Here is a 13,281-nt window from a genome sequence, read left to right as displayed (position 1 = left end):
TGTGAGTGTATTGCGCGGAGCGAATGCCTACGCGACGGTGGGGTTGGAGAGCGGCATCCTGGCTGCTTCGCCGTACCAACGAATCGTGATGTTGTTCGACAGCTACCAGGCTGCCATCCGTACCGCCCGGCTGCATATGCAGGCGGGCGACATGGCCGGCAAGGGCCGGGCCATCACGTCGGCCATCAAGATCGTCAGCCGCGGCCTGCGCGGTTCGCTGGACCTTGAGCGCGGCGGCGAGATCGCCGCTAACCTGGACCAGCTCTACGACACGGTGGTGCGGCTGTTATTGCGGGCCAATCTGCATAACGACGAGGAGGTCCTGGATGTGGCAGCAAGCCTGATTGAAAACATTGGTTCCGCGTGGCGGCAGATAGGACCTCGAGTCGAGGGGGAGGATGGCGATGTCGCAAGCGCAGGTGGTTGAGTCGTACGAGCGGTTGCTGGCGCAGTCGCAACGCATGCACGAGTGCGCGTTGCAGGGGGACTGGGAGCAAATCCTGTTGTTGAAGTCCGAGGGGTTGATCGATGAAGAGACCCTGCGGCGCGAAGAGGCCGGGGTGCAACTGGACGACGAACATCGTCGTCGCAAGTTCGAGTTGATCAAGCTAATACTCGAACTGGAAGTTGAGGTTCGCAAATGCCTGGCCGAGCGCCAGAGTCATCTGGGTGCACTGATAGTTGCCGGCCGCTTGAAGCGCGGACAAGGCAAGGCATATATGCCAAGTGCCACTGTTAGGCCACTACTTAGGGCAGTGGTTCGTCCGGAAGTTTAATACTGCGACAGGATGTCGCGACCAATAAGAAATGTATCTCCAACATTACCCGCCAACGAGCCGTGGCAACACTTTGTTGTCATCTTGATACCGGTTGGTGGGCCAGGGTTATAAATAGCAAATCGGTCCGTAATATCTAGGCGGACCTGCCAACTGATACGACAAGTGCAGGGGAGTAGCAAGTGTTGAACGCCGATAGAGGTCTGGAAGACATTCAGGATCTGAATTTTTCTTATTTGTTGCTGGTACAACGGCTGTTGCGCAAGGACCGTGCTACCGCCATGTTCCGTCTCAAGTTGACCGAGGGCATGGCGGACCTGCTGGTAAAGCTGACCAGCAAGCAGCTGACCCAGTTGGCGCGCATCAACCAGCTGGTGTGCCGCCCGGTGTTCGATGAAGCCGAGTGCCTGTCGCGGGTGTTGGGGAACTCCCGCGAGCTGGGCCTGGTGGAAATTCATTCGTCGTTGCTGATGGCGTCGGTGGACGCCGGGGGCGACACGGGGGGACGCGTGGGGCAGGCGCATGTCTGAGAAAAGTCTGGTCGAGGAGATGTTCCAGGTGCAGCTGGCGATCGAGCTGATCGAGCTGGGCGCGCGCCTGCAGGTGCTGGAGGTGGAAACCAGCCTGAGCCGTGGCCGGCTGATCCGCCTGTACAAGGAAGTGCGTGGCGTGTCGCCACCCAAGGGCATGCTGCCGTTCTCCACTGACTGGTTTGTGACCTGGCTGCCGAATATTCATTCGTCGCTGTTCTATGGCATTTATCTGCGGCTGACGCGCATTGGTTGTGATCGCATCGAGGCGTTCATCAAGGCCTACCGCCTATACCTGGAGCAGGTAGGCGGCGACGATGAGTCCGAGGTGGTGCTGGGCCTGACCCGCGCCTGGACGCTGGTGCGCTTCTTTGAAAGCGACATGCTGGAGCTGGTCTGCTGCTCGTCCTGCAGCGGCAATTTCGTCGCCCACTCCCATGGCCCGGCGCAGCGCTATGTGTGCGGGATCTGCCAGCCGCCGTCGCGCGCGGGCAAGACGCTCAAGCGTCGCGAGAGTGAAGAGCTGGACGATTTGCGCCAGGCGTAGGAATTCGCGGTGCCTGTGACGCGGCCTGACGGCCGCTGCTACAAGGCTGCGTCATTGCCGCGAGGCCTTGGATTAAAGTTGCCCCCCGCCACGCCGATCTTCGCCAAGGCCACTCCCGGCGTTGAAAAAGGAACGGCCCGTGCTCATTGCGTTAGGACTCATCGGTATCCTGTTGTCGGTCTTCGGCGGCTACGCGCTGTCAGGCGGCAGCCTGGGGCCGCTGTACCAGCCCACCGAAATGCTCATGATCGGTGGCGCGGCCCTGGGGGCCTTCATTGCTGCCAACAACGGCAAGGCAATCAAGGCCACCCTGGGCACCGTCGGCCGCCTCAAGCGCAGCACCCGCTACCACAAGGCCTTGTACCTGGACGTGCTGGCGCTGCTCTACCACCTGCTGGGCAAGGCCCGCCGCGAGGGCATGCTGGCGGTGGAGCGCGACATCGACGAGCCCGGGCAGAGCCCGTTGTTTGCCGACTACCCGGCGTTGCTCGACGACCCGATGATCCTCACCTTCATCACCGACTACATGCGCCTGATCCTCAGCGGGCAGATGCAGGCCCATGAGCTGGACGAGCTGATGCTGCACGAGATCGAGGCCTTCGAGCATGAAGCCCATATCCCGGCCGATGCCCTGTACAAGGTCAGCGACGCGCTGCCGGCGTTCGGCATCGTTGCCGCGGTGATGGGCGTGGTGAAGGCGCTGAGCGCCGTCAACGTGGGCCCGGACCTGATGGGTGAAATGATTGCCCATGCCCTGGTGGGCACCTTCCTGGGCATCTACCTGGCCTATGGCGTGATCGCCCCGCTGGCCAGCCGCATCGACCGCCAGGTGGCCGAGGCGGTGAAGATGCTGCAATGCCTGCGCATGACGTTGCTGGCCAGCCAGCAGGGCCTGGCGCCGATGCTGGCGGTGGAGTTCGGCCGCAAGGCCTTGCACCACGGCGAGCGGCCGTCGGCCCTGGAACTGGAAAGCTACCTGCGCGGTACGCCGGTCGGCGCCATGGCCCTGGGATGAGCGAGCGTCCGATCATTGTGCGGCGGCGCAAAGGCGCCGGCCACGGCCACCACGGCGGCGCCTGGAAAATCGCCTTCGCCGACTTCATGACCGCGCTGATGGCGCTGTTCCTGGTGCTGTGGGTGCTGTCCAACGCCAGCAAGTCGCAGAAGAACGCAGTGGCCGACTATTTCAGCACGCCGCTGCTCAGCGCCATCAACCGCAGCCAGAACCCCATACCCGGCGGCACCCCGGCGCTGGCGTTCAAGGAGACTTCGCTCAACCCCATCGAGCTGCCGGCGCGGCCGTTGTCCGAGGAAGAGTTCAAACGCCTGGATGCCCTGCGCCAGCGCCTGCAGCGGGTGATCCGGCTGAACCCGGCGCTCAAGGACCTGAGCAAGCAGATCCTCATGGAGCTGACGCCCGAAGGGCTCAACCTGCAACTGATCGACAGCGAGCAGCGTCCCATGTTCGAGCTGGGCAGCGCGCGGGTGGCGCCGTACATGCGCACCCTGCTGCGCACCATCGCGCCGGTGCTCAACGAACTGCCCAACAGCGTGCAGATCAGCGGCCACACCGACAGCCACCCCTATGCCGGCGGCGAGGCCGGCTACAGCAACTGGGAGCTGTCGGCCGACCGCGCCAAGGCATCGCGGCTGGAACTGGTGAGCGGCGGCCTGGACTCCGCCAAGCTGCTGCGCATCTCCGGCATGGCCGACCGCATTCCCACGCGCAACGCCGAGCCGGCGGACGCGGCCAACCGGCGCATCGAGATCACCGTGCTGGATAGCCAGGTGGCGCAGAAGATCCTCACCCGCAACGAGTGACCGCAAGCCCTTGTGGGAGCTGGCTTGCCAGCGAGCTTTTAGGGGCTCAAAAAGCTCGCTGGCAAGCCAGCTCCCACAGGTGTTCAGCACAAATAAGCGTGGTTTCTGCTTCTGTTCCGGCGATGGGGCCGGCAGGCGGCTAAGCAAAATACCGCCCTTATCACCAGCCGATGAACCGCCATGGCGGAAGACACTAGCAACGAAGACAAAACCGAATCGGCGTCAGCGCGCAGAATCGAGAAAGCCCGCGAGCAGGGCCAGGTGGTGCGCTCCCGCGAGCTCAACACCTTCCTGGTGCTGCTGACTGGCGTCGCTGCGCTTTGGGGCGGTGGCGGCTGGTTCTACGGGCAGCTGTGCCAGGTGCTGGAGCACGGGCTGCTGTTCGAACGCGCCCAGGCCTTCGACAGCACGCGCATGGTCCAGGCCGCGCTGGGCCTGGCACAGCTGGGGTTGCTGACGGTGATGCCGTTCCTGCTGGTGCTGATGCTGGCCGGTGTCGCTGCCTCGCTGCTACTGGGCGGGCTGGTAATCACCCTCAAGGCCCTGCAGCCGAATTTCTCGCGCATGAACCCCATCGCCGGCCTGGGCCGCATGTTTTCCCTGCGCGCCTTGGCAGACCTGGGCAAGGCCCTGGCCAAGGCGTTCCTGGTGGGCTGCGTGGCGGTGCTGTTCCTCAAGAGCCATGCGTTGCTGTTGCTCGACCTCACCGGCATGCCCGTGGAGCTGGCGCTGGCCACGGCCATGGGCCTGGTGGCCAAGGCCTGCGCGCTGGTCATCGGTTCGCTGGTGCTGGTAGTGGGCCTGGACGTGCCGTTCCAGTTCTACACCTACTACCAGAAGCTGCGCATGACCCGCGAGGAGGTGCGCCAGGAGCACAAGGACACCGACGGCGACCCGCACATCAAGGCGCGCATCCGTCGCCAGCAGCAGCTGATGGCGCGCTCGCGAATGATGAGCAAGGTGCCCAAGGCCGACGTCATCGTCACCAACCCCACCCATTACGCCGTGGCCCTGGCCTACCAGGACAAGATGTCGGCGCCGCGGGTGATCGCCAAGGGCGCCGATGAGGTGGCCGCGCGCATCCGCGAGCTGGGTGATGAGCACCGCATTCCCATGCTCGAGGCGCCGGCCCTGGCCCGTGCCCTGTATTTCCACGTGGATATCGACCGCGAGATTCCCGCCACCCTCTACACCGCCGTGGCCGAGGTGCTGGCCTGGGCCATGCGCCTCAAGCGCGTCAGTGAGGCCGGTGGCCGGGTGCCGCCCAAACCGAAAAACCTGCTGGTACCCGCCGGCATGGATCAGCCTGGCCCCCTGGGGGCTGCCGCCGAGGAAACACCGAACCAATGAACGCCATGACCAACCTGCTGGGTCCCGATTCCTGGCTGGCCAGGGCCGACCTGAAACTGCTGGCCGGCCCCGTGCTGATCGTCATGATCCTGTCGATGATGATCCTGCCGCTGCCGCCGTTCGTGCTCGACCTGCTGTTCACCTTCAACATCGCCCTGGCGATCATGGTGCTGCTGGTGAGCATGTTCACCGAGAAGCCCCTGGACTTCTCGGCGTTCCCGGCAGTGCTGCTGTTCACCACCTTGCTGCGCCTGTCGCTGAACGTGGCGTCCACCCGCGTGGTGCTGATGGAAGGCCACCAGGGCCCGGATGCGGCCGGCCGCGTGATCGAGGCGTTCGGCGAATTCCTGGTGGGCGGCAATTTCGCCGTGGGCATGGCGCTGTTCCTGATTCTGGTAATCATCAACTTCATGGTCATCACCAAGGGCGCCGGGCGCATCGCCGAGGTGGGCGCGCGTTTCACCCTGGACTCCATGCCAGGCAAGCAGATGGCCATCGACGCCGACCTCAACGCCGGCCTGATCGGCGAGCCGGAAGCGCGCAAGCGCCGCCGCGAGGTGGCCCAGGAGGCCGACTTCTACGGTTCCATGGACGGCGCCAGCAAGTTCGTGCGCGGCGACGCCATGGCCGGCCTGGTGATCATGGGCGTCAACGTGGTGGGCGGCCTTATCATCGGCATGTTGCAGCACGGCATGGCCTTCGCCGATGCCGCGCACACCTACACCATGCTCACCATCGGCGACGGCCTGGTGGCGCAGATCCCGGGGCTGGTGATTTCCATCGCCGCCGGTGTCACCGTCTCGCGAGTCAATACCGAGGAAGACGTTGGCCAGCAGATGATCGGCCAGCTGTTCATACGCCCGCAGGTGCTGATTCTCACCGCTGGGGTGATCGGGCTGCTGGGCCTGGTGCCGGGCATGCCCAACCTGGTGTTCCTGTTGTTCACAGCGCTGCTCGGCGGCCTGGGCTGGTGGCTGCACAAGCGCGACCAGCAGCAGGCCGCCGCGCCGCAGGAGCAGGTGGTGCCCAAGGCCGCCGCGCAAAGCTCCGAGGCCAGCTGGGATGACGTCAGCCTGGTGGACACCCTGGCGCTCACCGTCGGCCACCGCCTGATCCCGCTGGTGGACAGCCGCCAGCAGGGCGAGATGCTGGTGCGCATCAAGAGCGTGCGCAAGAAGTTCGCCCAGGACGTGGGCTTCCTGCCGCCGGTGGTGCGCGTGCGCGACAAGGTCGACATGCTGCCCAACACCTACGTCATCAGCCTCAACGGCGTGGAGGTAGGGCGCGGCGAGCTGTTCCCCGGCAAGTGGCTGGCGATCAACCCCGGCCAGGTCACCGGCAAGCTGGAAGGCGAGGTGATCGTCGACCCGGCCTTCGGCCTGCCGGCCATCTGGATCGACTCGAGCATGCGCGAACACGGGCAGATCTTCGGCTACACCGTGGTCGACGCCAGCACCGTGGCCGCCACCCACCTCAACCACCTGCTGTACCTGCACGCCAAGGACATGCTGGGCCGTGGCGAGGTGCAGAAGCTGCTGGACAAGCTGGGCAAGGACAACAAGGCGCTGGTGGAGGAGGTGGTGCCCAAGCTGGTGTCCATGGGCACCTTGCAGCGCATCCTGCAGAACCTGCTGGAGGAAGAAGTCTCGATCCGCGACCTGCGCAGCATCCTCGATGCCCTGGCCGAGTTCGTCACCGCCCAGCCCGAAGCCGACGTGCAGGACATGACCGCCGTGGTGCGCGTGGCCCTGGGCCGCGCCATCACCCAGCAGTGGTTCCCCAACAAGACCGAGCTGCACGCCATTGGCCTGGGTTCGAACCTGGAGCAGGTGCTGCTGCAGGCCGTCACCAGCGGCGGCGCCCTGGAGCCGAGCCTGGCCGACAATCTGATGCAGCAGACCGAAATCGCCCTGGCGCGCCAGGAGGTCAGCAACCACCCGGCGGTGGTCGTGGTGCCGAGCAAGCTGCGGCCGCTGCTGTCGCGCTTCCTGCGCCGGCGTCTGCGGCAGCTGGTAGTGATGTCCCTGGCAGAGATTCCGGAGGGCCGGACCTTGCGTATAACCAGCCTGATTGGAGGGGGTAACTGATGGGCGTGCAACGATTCGTCGGCGCCAACAGCCGAGAAGCCATGCACCAGGTGCGCCTGGTGCTGGGGGAAGATGCGCTGATTCTGTCCAGCCGCAGCGTCGAGCAGGGCGTGGAGATCATGGCCGTGGCCGACGGCGAGCCGGCGCCGCTCAGCCCGCGCCGCGCGGCGGCGGCCTATGCCCGCCAAGCGCCGGAGCTTGCTGTACCTGCACCTGCCGCTCAGGCACCCATGCCAGCCAATGACTTCACGGCCCTTGGCGAGCTGCTGCGCGGTGAAATGGAGCAGATGCGCCAACTGCTCAAGCACCAGCAACCGGCACCCGTCGACGAGCCGCGCCAGGCCCTGCTGCGCGACCTGCTGGCCAGCGGCTTCAGCCACTGCCTGAGCCAGGAACTGCTGGACGCCGCCCCCGTGGCACCGCCGCTCGACGGCCCCGGCCGGGCCACCTGGCTGGCCGAGCGCCTGGGCGCGCGGCTGTCGGTGCTGGCGGACGACACGGCGCTGCTGGAAGAGGGCGGGGTCATCGCCCTGGTCGGCCCCACTGGCGTGGGCAAGACCACCACCACCGCCAAGTTGGCCGCACGTTTCGTCATGCGCCACGGTGCCGGCGGCCTGGCGTTGGTGACCACCGACAGCTTCCGTATCGGCGCCCATGAACAACTGCGCATCTACGCCGAGCTGCTGGGCGGCGAAGTGCACGCGCTGGGCGCCGAGGACGACATCGAGCAGCTACTGGCCAGCCTCGCCGACAAGCGCCTGGTGATCATCGACACCGTTGGCATGAGCCAGCGCGACCAGCGCCTGCTGGCGCAGATCAAGCGCCTGGCCAACGGCGACAGCCTGGTGCGGCTGATGCTGGTGCTCAACGCCGCCAGCCACGGCGACACCCTCGACGAGGTGGTGGACACCTACCGCCGCGCGGCCGTGAGTGCGGGCACCCGCCTGCGTGACTGCATCATCAGCAAGTGCGACGAGGCCCCGCGCCTGGGGCCGGTGCTGGACGTGCTGATCCGCCACGACCTGCGCCTGAATTACTCCGCCAGCGGCCAACAGGTGCCCGAGGACCTGCAACTGGCCGACCCGGCGCAGTTGCTGGGGCAGGCCCTGACCCGCGAACGGCCCTCCCTGTACAGCGCGCAGCCGGGCGCCGCGGCGGGCAAGGGGCAGCAGCTCGACACCCTGGCCCGCAACCTGCTCGGCCATGGCCGCTCGCTGGGCACCCTGCGCGCCAGCCTGCACCAGCAGGTCGAGGATTTCGGCCTGCTGGAAAGCGCCTGGCAGATGGCCGAACTGGCGCCCGCGGACCAGGGCCAGGCCTTGGCCCGGCTGCTGGCCGCAGCCCCGCTCGCCGTCGGCTCGGCGCGCCAGGCGCTGTGGGGGGCGGAGCGACCGGTGGTGGGCGCCACCTGGCGCATGCCGGTGCTGAGTTTCGCCGCCGATGGCGCCTTGAGCATCCGCCCGTGGCTGGCCCACCAGTTGCCCATCGGTGCGCGCCAGCGGCTGGACTGGAGCGCGGCGACGTTGCAGGCCAGTAGCCATGTGTGGGCCGGCTGCCCGGGGCGCGACCTGGCACAGCGCCTGCAGCAGTCGGGGCAGGCCTGGCTGGCGGGCGCCCAGCGTGGCCAGCGGGTGGTGCAGGGCGGCCAGGCCTGCAACCTCGCGCAGCTTGCCGAGCGCGGCCAGGCCCACGGTTTCCAGGCCCTGCGCCAGCGCGGTCGCTGGGTGAAGTTTGAACTCAGCCACCTGCCGGTGACCCTGGCGGCCCTGCCCGGACAGCCCGTGCGCGCCTGGTTCGGCACCCTGCGCCACTGCGACAGCGAACAGGTGCTGGGCCAGCGTTATTGGCTGGCGGACGGCAATGCTGAAGTCGCGCAGCAGGCAGCCAGCATCGGCCGGTTGCAGATGTGCGAGTCCTTGCCATCGCTGACCCTGCGCGCCTGGAACATCCTCGGCGAGCGCCAGGGGCCCTTGCACGCGGAGCTGCGCCTGTTCCTGGCCGCGGCGCTGGCGGCCTGCGCCTGCCGCCTGGACCAGGAGGACGCGCCCTGGGCGCCGGTGGTGCGCCAGCAACTGCTGGAACTGTATGGCAAGCGCCGGGTGTGCAGCCCGCTGTTGCTGCTGGAAAGCCTGCTGCACATGCTCACCAGCCGCGCCGCCCTGGCCGGCCTGCTTCATGAGTGACCAGGCCCAGGGCCTGCGCCGCTGGGCCGAGCTGCGTGCGCGGCAGAGCCAGCGCCCTGTGCCGACGCTGGTGGTCGTGGGGCCGCCGTCCGTGGCGGTTGCGGCCATGGCCACGCTGCGCCGCTGGGCCGGCCTGGGCCACCCATGGGTGGGCGACCCGGCGCGCTGGCAGGTGCTGACGGTGAGCGCTGGCGCTGGCAACGTCGCCGAGCTGGCGCGGCAGCACCCGCGCTGGGCCCTGTGGCTGGGCGCCGGGCCGGACGATTACCGCCGCGCCTGCCTGGAGCTGCGCCAGCTGGTCGCCGCCGGTGGCCCGCGGCGCCTGCTGATGCTGCATGGCGGTGTGGCTGCACGGGCAACCGTGCTGGAAAACCTGCGCGGCGCGGCCTTGCGGATGCTCGGCGTGCAGCTGCTGATGGTGGCCGAAACCCCCGTCTCGCCGGCCCTGACCGCCACCCCTGGATAAAGTTCAATCTACCGAAAAGCCACCAAACGCCACGGCTATTCCGCCCTTACCCACGCAGGGTAAGCAGTAATAATGCCCGCGCCCATGACCCGCCAGCCACGCCGTGACCCCACGTGGGGCAGGGCATGCCCTCAGTTTCCTCATCACACCAGGCCTGCAGGATGTACACAGCTCAGGGAAAAATAAAATCAAGCGAGTTGCTGGAACAGTACCTGCCACTGGTACGGCGGCACGCGCTTGAGTTGAAAACCAGGGTGCCAGCCAACGTCGAGCTGGATGACCTGGTGCAGGCCGGCAGCATCGGCCTGCTGGACGCCCTGGCCCGCTATGACACCACCCAGGGCGCCACCTTCGGCACCTTCGCTTCCCAACGCATCCGCGGCGCCATGATCGACGAGCTGCGCAGCCGCGACTGGGCGCCACGCAGCGTGCGCCGCAACGCGCGCGCCATGAAGGGCATCATCCGGCGCCTGGAGCAGGCCCTGGGCCGCCCGCCCGAAGAGCGTGAAATCGCCCAGGCCATGGAGCTGTCGCTGGAGCAGTACCGGCAGTTGCTGCTGGACATCAACGGCTGCCAGCTGATGCCCATCGAAGACATGGGCGAGGAAGAAGCCAATGGCATCAGCAGCGGCTACGGCGCCTCGCCGTTCGTGGAGCTGGTACAGGAACGCAACCGCGACCGTTTCATCAAGGCCCTGGATGCGCTGCCCGAGCGTGAGCGCATGCTGTTGGCGCTGTACTACCAGGAAAAGCTCAACTTCAAGGAAATCGGCGCCGTGCTCGGCGTCAGCGAGTCGCGGGTGTGCCAGCTGCACAGCCTGGCGGTGTCGCGCCTGCGCGACGCCCTGGCCGATTAGAATCTCTGACATCCTGTGGGAGCTGGCTTGCCAGCGAGCTTTTCAGGGCCTCAAAAGCTCGCTGGCAAGCCAGCTCCCACAGGGTTACGCTGCCGGCGCGGGGCGGGCCAGGCAGTGCTTCAGCGCTGAACTGGAAATGCCCGGCGTGCGCGGCAGGTAGCGCACTTCGCACAGCGACCTGAGGGTGTCGAAGTGCCCCTTCCAGTCATCCCCCATGCCGAACACCGACACGCCCAGGCGGCGAATGTCGTCGGCTTTCTGCGCCCAGCAGGTTTCCGCCAAGGTCATGTCCACGCACTTGAGCGAGCGCACGATGTCCAGGCGGTCGGCGAAGGGAATCACCGTCTGCTTGCCCTTGAGCAGGTTGAACTCGTCGGTGGACACCCCGACGATCAGCGTGTCGCCCAGCGCGCGCAGGTTGCGCAGCAGGTTCAGGTGGCCGACGTGGAACAGGTCGAAGGTGCCGTAGGTGATGACGATGCGGCTCATGCTGGCAGCACCGCATCCAGGGCCGCGCGCGCCTGCAGCAGCAGGCTGTCGTCGGGGCGGTGCACCAGCGCGTGGCCGGCCAGGGCGCGGGCCTTGTGCAGGTGGCCGCTTTCGATGTGCGAGTAGATCCGCGACACGGCGTAGCACTCGGTCAGCAGGGCAAAACCACAGAGGTTGCGGGCGGCGATCACTGTGTCGAACTGCGCATCCGGGGTGCGCCAGTCGCCATATACGGCGGTCAGCCAGGTGTCGGCGTCGCGCAGTTGCCACAGCGGCCTGCCGTCGGGCGCCTGGCCCTTGTCCAGGTGCAGGGTGGGGTAGCGGGTCTGGCGGTGCCATTCGCGCGGGCCGTCCTTTACCCAGAAGCCGGTGCAGGTGTTGCCGTCGCCGTCGACCACGAAGCCCGACAGGTCCAGGGACACCTTGTGCAGCGGATGGTAGAACGCCTTGGGGTTGGTCAGCCGGTGCGAGCCCACCGGCTCCACCCAGCCGCGGCGGAGCAGGCAGTGGGTGGCGCGCTCCATTTCGCAGTGGGGCAGGCCGAAGTCGATGTCCTTGTCGAACGGCAGCAAGCCGCCCTCGCGGGTCAGGCCCAGCAGGGTGCCGTAGGCGGCGAAGGCATGCACGCCGGCCTGGCACAGCGCCGCCAGGGTGTCCCACAGCAGTTGCTCCACCTGGGGCTTGTTGAAGTCGCTGCGCGGCGCCTTGGGCGTCTGCGTGATCGGCTGTTGCAGGCGCAGGGCCAGGGCCTGGCGGTAGTGCTCCAGGGCTTCGGGCAGGCGCACCTGGTGGTGGCGGATCACGCCCATCACCAGTTGCGCCGATGTGCTCTGGGGGGCCAGTTGCAGGGCCCGGGTCACCAGGGTTTCGGCGCGCTCGCTGTCTTCCTGCTGGTTGTGGATCTCGCCCAGCTTGACCAGCACCTGCACCTGGTCGGGGTCCAGTTCCAGGGCGCGCTCGAGCAGCGGTTTGGCTTCGGCGGTGTGTTTGTGCTTGCTCAGCAGCAGGCCCAGGTCGGCGTGCAGGCGGGCGTTGCGCGGCGCCAGGGGCAGGGCCTGGCGGAAGCTGGCGATGGCTTCGTCAGTGCGCTGCTGCTTGAGCAGGGCGCGGCCGCTGTTGATGTAGGCGTTGGCCGCTGCTTCGGACTTGTTGTGCAAGGGGATGCGGGCGGTGCGAGACATGATGGACCCCGGTTGAGTGGCTGGACGAGCAGGCCGTTACCACGGCGCTGGGCTGTACTCGGCGGTGAGGGTGAAGGTGGTGGCCTCGAGGCTGGCTGCCGGCACGTAGTGGCGGGCACTCAGGTAGCGCGCGGCCTGGCCCTGGTCGATGTCGGCCAGCAGGCGGTAGGCCAGGTCGTGCAGCCCGTAGGCAGTATCGAGGGCAAAGGCCAGCTTCAGCCGCCGCTGCGCTGGCAGCTGCGCCAGGCGCGCAGGCGTCGGGATGAACAGCGCCTGCACCGTGTGCAACTGGGTGGCGCGTGGCTCGGCCAACTGCAGGTCGGCGGGGAACTGGCTCAGGTGGCTGGGTGTATGGAAGCGGTAGAACTGCAGGCCATGCTCGGCCAGGCGCTGGCACAGCGGGCCAAACTCGAAATCGCCAGCGTGGGGGGTGAGCATCGACAGGCTGACCTGGGCCAGCAGCACCTGCTGCAACGTGGCGGCGCCATGTTCGAGGATGGCCAGGGTGTCGTGGCGGTCGTCCAGCACCAGCCAGTCCAGGGCCTTGAGCCCTTGCAGCTGGTCGAGGCGGGCGCTGCGGATAGGCAGGCGCGCCAGCACCTGGGCACCGCGCTGCAACGGCGCGGGCACCGGCACCAGCGGCTGCGGCGCGCGGCTGCTGCTTTGGCGCGGGTCCAGGCAGGCGTGCAGGGTCAGCGGGCGGCCATCGCCCAGGGCCACGCCGTTGATCATCTGCACTTCGGGGTGGTCGGCCAGCGGCGAGCCGTGCAGCAGGCTGGCGGGGTCGAAAATGATGACCCTCAGGGCGTCCAGGGCCATCAGCTCGGCGAAGTCGGGGCGGCTGGCAAGGCCGGCGCCGTGGTCGAGGGTGACCAGGCGGCCCTGGAAATTCCAGTTGAAGGTGATCGCCGTCATGGTCCGGTGGTCCTGAAGGAATTCTGTGGGAAAGCCAAGGGTAGGGCGCGCGGCCCTGGGGTGAAGCGGCAAGAACAGG

14 protein-coding genes are annotated in these 13,281 nt (G+C 67.2%); 11 read left to right on the top strand and 3 right to left on the bottom strand.

What is annotated here, in order from left to right; genetic code table 11:
• The first annotated feature begins 1 nt into the window (after window position 1).
• The 11 genes from fliS to RAM80_RS15750 all read left to right on the top strand — a co-directional run bounded on the left by fliS (window position 2) and on the right by RAM80_RS15750 (window position 10,617).
• The gene (gene fliS / locus RAM80_RS15800) at window positions 2-427 is read left to right on the top strand and encodes a flagellar export chaperone FliS (protein WP_416421432.1); all 426 of its coding nucleotides are present in this window, start codon (window positions 2-4) and stop codon (window positions 425-427) included.
• On the top strand, window positions 405-776 hold the full coding sequence (locus tag RAM80_RS15795; protein ID WP_416421431.1) for a flagellar protein FliT: 372 nt from the start codon (window positions 405-407) through the stop codon (window positions 774-776). The genes fliS and RAM80_RS15795 overlap by 23 nt, the downstream gene beginning before the upstream one ends.
• 182 nt (window positions 777-958) lie before the next feature.
• Window positions 959-1,306 (top strand): flagellar transcriptional regulator FlhD, encoded by a 348-nt coding sequence (gene flhD / locus RAM80_RS15790; protein WP_233270906.1) that lies wholly within the window; start codon window positions 959-961, stop codon window positions 1,304-1,306.
• The gene (gene flhC / locus RAM80_RS15785; RefSeq protein WP_416421430.1) at window positions 1,299-1,853 is read left to right on the top strand and encodes a flagellar transcriptional regulator FlhC; all 555 of its coding nucleotides are present in this window, start codon (window positions 1,299-1,301) and stop codon (window positions 1,851-1,853) included. The genes flhD and flhC overlap by 8 nt, the downstream gene beginning before the upstream one ends.
• 139 nt (window positions 1,854-1,992) lie before the next feature.
• Window positions 1,993-2,868, top strand: coding sequence for a flagellar motor stator protein MotA (gene motA, locus RAM80_RS15780; protein ID WP_416421429.1), 876 nt, complete (start codon window positions 1,993-1,995; stop codon window positions 2,866-2,868).
• On the top strand, window positions 2,865-3,674 hold the full coding sequence (gene motB / locus RAM80_RS15775; protein WP_416421428.1) for a flagellar motor protein MotB: 810 nt from the start codon (window positions 2,865-2,867) through the stop codon (window positions 3,672-3,674). The genes motA and motB overlap by 4 nt, the downstream gene beginning before the upstream one ends.
• A gap of 180 nt (window positions 3,675-3,854) precedes the next feature.
• The gene (gene flhB, locus RAM80_RS15770; RefSeq protein WP_416421427.1) at window positions 3,855-5,024 is read left to right on the top strand and encodes a flagellar biosynthesis protein FlhB; all 1,170 of its coding nucleotides are present in this window, start codon (window positions 3,855-3,857) and stop codon (window positions 5,022-5,024) included.
• Complete coding sequence (gene flhA / locus RAM80_RS15765; protein ID WP_416421426.1) at window positions 5,021-7,111, top strand: flagellar biosynthesis protein FlhA; 2,091 nt, start codon at window positions 5,021-5,023, stop codon at window positions 7,109-7,111. The genes flhB and flhA overlap by 4 nt, the downstream gene beginning before the upstream one ends.
• Window positions 7,111-9,294, top strand: coding sequence for a flagellar biosynthesis protein FlhF (flhF, locus tag RAM80_RS15760; protein WP_416421425.1), 2,184 nt, complete (start codon window positions 7,111-7,113; stop codon window positions 9,292-9,294). The genes flhA and flhF overlap by 1 nt, the downstream gene beginning before the upstream one ends.
• Window positions 9,287-9,760: a hypothetical protein gene (locus RAM80_RS15755; protein ID WP_416421424.1), complete on the top strand. Its 474-nt coding sequence runs from the start codon at window positions 9,287-9,289 to the stop codon at window positions 9,758-9,760. Before flhF ends, RAM80_RS15755 begins: the two co-directional genes overlap by 8 nt.
• Before the next feature lie 125 nt (window positions 9,761-9,885).
• Entirely contained in the window at window positions 9,886-10,617 is a 732-nt protein-coding gene (locus tag RAM80_RS15750) for an RNA polymerase sigma factor FliA (RefSeq protein ID WP_416421423.1), read from the top strand.
• Window positions 10,618-10,701: 84 nt separating this feature from the next.
• Here RAM80_RS15750 and RAM80_RS15745 read toward each other — a convergent pair whose 3' ends face one another.
• The 3 genes from RAM80_RS15745 to RAM80_RS15735 are packed head-to-tail and all read right to left on the bottom strand — an operon-like array spanning window position 10,702 to window position 13,202.
• Complete coding sequence (locus RAM80_RS15745) at window positions 10,702-11,106, bottom strand: adenylyltransferase/cytidyltransferase family protein (protein WP_416421422.1); 405 nt, start codon at window positions 11,104-11,106, stop codon at window positions 10,702-10,704.
• The gene (locus tag RAM80_RS15740; protein WP_416421421.1) at window positions 11,103-12,287 is read right to left on the bottom strand and encodes a tetratricopeptide repeat protein; all 1,185 of its coding nucleotides are present in this window, start codon (window positions 12,285-12,287) and stop codon (window positions 11,103-11,105) included. The genes RAM80_RS15745 and RAM80_RS15740 overlap by 4 nt, the downstream gene beginning before the upstream one ends.
• Before the next feature lie 36 nt (window positions 12,288-12,323).
• Window positions 12,324-13,202, bottom strand: coding sequence for a hypothetical protein (locus RAM80_RS15735; protein WP_416421420.1), 879 nt, complete (start codon window positions 13,200-13,202; stop codon window positions 12,324-12,326).
• Window positions 13,203-13,281: the final 79 nt, after the last annotated feature.

The organism is Pseudomonas sp. App30, from assembly GCF_047947025.1.
GTDB lineage: Bacteria > Pseudomonadota > Gammaproteobacteria > Pseudomonadales > Pseudomonadaceae > Aquipseudomonas.
Note: the sequence above shows the minus strand (reverse complement) of the source record. Positions and strands in the feature narration are given on the sequence as shown.

What these genes read in the sequence shown, in the direction of transcription:
- motB (WP_416421428.1), top strand. Translation starts at nt 2,865, where the DNA reads ATGAGCGAGCGTCCGATCATTGTGCGGCGGCGCAAAGGCGCCGGCCAC.
- flhC (WP_416421430.1), top strand. Translation starts at nt 1,299, where the DNA reads ATGTCTGAGAAAAGTCTGGTCGAGGAGATGTTCCAGGTGCAGCTGGCG.
- RAM80_RS15755 (WP_416421424.1), top strand. Translation starts at nt 9,287, where the DNA reads ATGAGTGACCAGGCCCAGGGCCTGCGCCGCTGGGCCGAGCTGCGTGCG.
- RAM80_RS15740 (WP_416421421.1), bottom strand. Translation starts at nt 12,287, where the DNA reads ATGTCTCGCACCGCCCGCATCCCCTTGCACAACAAGTCCGAAGCAGCG.
- flhA (WP_416421426.1), top strand. Translation starts at nt 5,021, where the DNA reads ATGAACGCCATGACCAACCTGCTGGGTCCCGATTCCTGGCTGGCCAGG.
- flhB (WP_416421427.1), top strand. Translation starts at nt 3,855, where the DNA reads ATGGCGGAAGACACTAGCAACGAAGACAAAACCGAATCGGCGTCAGCG.
- RAM80_RS15795 (WP_416421431.1), top strand. Translation starts at nt 405, where the DNA reads ATGTCGCAAGCGCAGGTGGTTGAGTCGTACGAGCGGTTGCTGGCGCAG.
- RAM80_RS15750 (WP_416421423.1), top strand. Translation starts at nt 9,886, where the DNA reads ATGCCCTCAGTTTCCTCATCACACCAGGCCTGCAGGATGTACACAGCT.
- RAM80_RS15735 (WP_416421420.1), bottom strand. Translation starts at nt 13,202, where the DNA reads ATGACGGCGATCACCTTCAACTGGAATTTCCAGGGCCGCCTGGTCACC.
- flhF (WP_416421425.1), top strand. Translation starts at nt 7,111, where the DNA reads ATGGGCGTGCAACGATTCGTCGGCGCCAACAGCCGAGAAGCCATGCAC.
- RAM80_RS15745 (WP_416421422.1), bottom strand. Translation starts at nt 11,106, where the DNA reads ATGAGCCGCATCGTCATCACCTACGGCACCTTCGACCTGTTCCACGTC.